Source organism: Mesorhizobium sp. M5C.F.Cr.IN.023.01.1.1 (assembly GCF_003997585.1).
Classification (GTDB): domain Bacteria; phylum Pseudomonadota; class Alphaproteobacteria; order Rhizobiales; family Rhizobiaceae; genus Mesorhizobium; species Mesorhizobium wenxiniae.
On record NZ_RZSU01000210.1, the window covers coordinates 1 to 3232 of the forward strand.

At 64.3% G+C, this 3232-nt stretch carries 3 protein-coding genes and 1 pseudogene; all 4 read right to left on the minus strand.

Going from position 1 to position 3232, the window contains the following annotated elements; genetic code table 11:
* On the minus strand, window positions 1-600 hold a 600-nt coding region (gene trbL, locus EOA78_RS35205; RefSeq protein WP_245478004.1), incomplete at its 3' end, for a P-type conjugative transfer protein TrbL.
* A gap of 74 nt (window positions 601-674) precedes the next feature.
* On the minus strand, window positions 675-857 hold the full coding sequence (locus EOA78_RS36350; RefSeq protein ID WP_164784109.1) for a DUF2749 domain-containing protein: 183 nt from the start codon (window positions 855-857) through the stop codon (window positions 675-677).
* The gene (gene trbJ, locus EOA78_RS35215) at window positions 854-1651 is read right to left on the minus strand and encodes a P-type conjugative transfer protein TrbJ (protein WP_127320296.1); all 798 of its coding nucleotides are present in this window, start codon (window positions 1649-1651) and stop codon (window positions 854-856) included. Before trbJ ends, EOA78_RS36350 begins: the two co-directional genes overlap by 4 nt.
* Window positions 1623-3232, minus strand: a pseudogene (locus EOA78_RS35220) (conjugal transfer protein TrbE); the annotation flags it as partial. The pseudogene EOA78_RS35220 and the gene trbJ, both read right to left, overlap by 29 nt.

The window sequence follows — 3232 nt, forward strand, 5'->3', positions numbered from 1 at the left end:
CATGCCGACCGAGAAGGCATAGACGAGATAGCGGACCGCAAAGTCCTTGGTGAAGGACGAGCCGCCGAGGCCGAGCATGATCATGCCGGCGAGCAGGCCGACATACATCTCGACCATCACCGCGACGAAGATCGCCGCCACCAGGCTGAACGAGATCACCACGATCACCATGGCGAAGACGGCGGCGATTGCCAGCGCATTGTCCTCGAACAGGCCAAACTGCACCTTTTCTGACATGACGGAGGCGACCTGCAGGCCGGCATTGAAGATATTGGCCGGCGAGGCCGAGCCGCCACCGGCGCCGATCTCGAACAGGCTGTTGACGACGGCCTTGGCGAAGTCCGGTCCCTGCTCGAGCACGAAGACGAAAAAGCCGACGAACATGATGCGGCGCACGAGCTCGGCAAACCAGGCATCAAGCGAGGCGGCCTGCAGGGCGAGCCATATCGCGGCGATGCCGACTTCAATACCCGCAAGGATCCAGAACAGCGAGCGCGCCGCCTGCATAACGGTGGTTTCCCAGCCTTGCGCTGCCGTCGCGACCTGGCTTTGTAGCGTGGACAGCACCTGGCCGTCGGCGGTTTGGGCGATCGCGGGCATCACGAAGGCCGAGATGCCAAGTGCAGCCAGAAGTGTGATTCTGATCGTACGATTCTGCATTGAGCCGCCCTGCCCTACTTCTTCCACTCCGGCCGCATCGTCTCGCCACCACTGGTGTCGTATGTGCGGGTGCCGAAGAACTCCCGCGTGCGGCCCTCTTGGGCTGAATCCTGGTTCTCGCGCGACATCACGACGGCCACGACGATGACGATGGCAGCAAGGACGCCTACTGCGCCGATGATCACCACGCGTGTCACCGGATCGGCTCCATCACTGCGCCACCGCTGGTCGGATAGCGGCCGGTCCCGAAGAACTTCTCTCGCCGCGCCTGGGCAAGGTCCTTGTCCGCCTGCTCGGACTGAAGCCAGGTTCCCATCATCGTCGTTTGCTGTGCCACCAAGCCGCGCAGCTTCTGCATCTGTGCGACCTGCTGGGCGGCGATTTGATGGCCGACCTGTAATGCCTTCATCTGCCCGTCCGCCGATTCCGACATCGAGCGGAGCGAGTCCATGGTCGATTCTTCCGACGAGAACTGCTCGGCTGTGAGGCCGGCTGTCTTCAGCGTGCCGGCGATCGTGTCGCGGTTCGTCGTCGACCAGTTCTGGTAGGTCGAGGAGAAGCTCGCACCGTCCGGAAGGCCGGTCTTGAAGTCGGCATAGCTCTGGAAGCGCTGTTTCAGCACCTCGTCCGCATTGCTCATGGAAAAGGCGATCCCCTGCCCTTGCGCGGCAAGGCTGCGCAGCCGGTTGAGGTCGTTCTCGACCTGGCCCCAGATGTGGTTCGGGAGCCGCGCCGTGTTCTGCAGCATGTTTTCGTAGATCTTCAGCTGGTTCTGGATCTGCTCCGCCAGCTGCGTGATCTGGGTGACCTGGTTGTTGATCTGCTCGGTCGACTGGCCGACCAGGCTGACCAGCTCGCTGTTGTTGAGGAGCTGGGTCCACTCTGTCGCTCCGCCGGTTGCGGCGCCCGACAGCGTCGGCGATGTGTTGGCGACGATGAGCGCAAACACCGCGCCGGCCAGTCTAGCCGTTGTGAAGGAGTGTTTCGGCATTGCCTATTCCTCTCTGTTGGAGCCATCGCGCCGGCCAGCCGGCGCCATGCTCGCCCTTCAGCGCCAGGATGTGCTTGAGGTCGTCCTTGCCGGAGGCGCCGGCGAAGGCGAGCGCGACAGGTCCGAGCGCCATGTCGAAGAGCCGCCGTCCTTCCGGCGAGGCGACGTAATATTCGCGTTTGGGCAGTGCCGTCGCGACGATCTCGATCTGGCGCTCGTTGAAGCCGATCCGCTCGTAGAATTCCCGCGTGCCCGGCTCGCGCGCCGCGCCGTTCGGCAGGCAGATCTTGGTCGGGCAGGATTCCTTCAAGACGTCGATGATGCCGGAGCGCTCGGCATCCGAGATCGATTGCGTCGCCAGCACGACCGCGCAATTGGCCTTGCGCAGCACCTTCAGCCACTCGCGGATCTTGTCCCGGAAGGTCGGGTGGCCGAGCATCAGCCACGCCTCGTCGAGGATGATGAGGCTGGGGGCACCGGTCAGCCGCTTCTCGATCCGGCGGAACAGATAGGTGAGCACGGGAACGAGGCTGCGCTCGCCCATGTTCATCAGCTGCTCGATTTCGAAGGTCTGGAAGGAGCGGAGCGACAGTCCGTCGCTTTCCGCGTCAAGCAGCTGACCCATCGGCCCGTCAACCGTGTAGTGATGCAGCGCCTCCTTGATTTCGCGCATCTGCACGCCGGAGACGAAATCCGAGAGCGAACGGCCGTTCGATGACGCCAGCAGCCCGACCTGGCGCGAGATGGCATTGCGGTGATCGGGCGTGATGGTCACGCCCTGCAGCGCCACCAGCGTCTCGACCCATTCGGACGCCCAGGCCCGGTCGCCATCGGTGCCGAGCTCGGCAAGCGGGCAGAAGGCGAGCGCGGGAGCACCATCGCCGTCGCTTTCGCCGATCTCATAGTGATCGCCGCCGGCGGCGAGCGTGACCGGAAGCATGGAGCGGCCCTTGTCGAAGGCGAAGATCTGCGCCCGGGGATAGCGCCGGAACTGCGCGGCGATCAGCGCCAGTAAGGTCGACTTGCCCGACCCGGTCGGACCGAAGATCAGCGTGTGGCCGACATCGTCGACGTGAAGGTTCAGGCGGAACGGCGTCGAGCCGCTGGCGACCAGCATCAAAGGCGGCGAGCCCGGCGGATAAAAGGGGCATGGAGCGGTCGCTGCGCCCGACCACACCGAATTGAGCGGGATCAGGTCGGCGAGATTGCGCGTGTTGATCAGCGGCTCACGGATGTTGGCATACCAGTTCCCCGGCAGGCTGCCGAGAAAAGCCTCCGTCGCGTTGATTGTCTCGATCCGTGCTCCAAAACCCTCGGCCTGGATGAGGCGGCGGACAGCCTCGGTCTTCTCCCGCAGCCGTGTTTCGTTCTCGTCGAAGAGCACGATGACCGGCGTGTAGTAGCCATAGGCGACGAGCTGCGATGAGGCCTGGGCGATCGCGTCCTCGGTCTCCGCGACCATGGCCATGGCGTCCTGGTCGACCGAGCGCGATTGCGTCTGGAACAGCTGGTCGAAGAAGGGCCTGACCTTCTGCTGCCATTTCTTGCGCGTGCGCTCGAGCCGGGCGCGCGCCTCCTGAT

Coding starts and splice junctions, on each gene's coding strand:
- trbJ (WP_127320296.1), bottom strand. CDS start 1,651: ATGCCGAAACACTCCTTCACAACGGCTAGACTGGCCGGCGCGGTGTTT.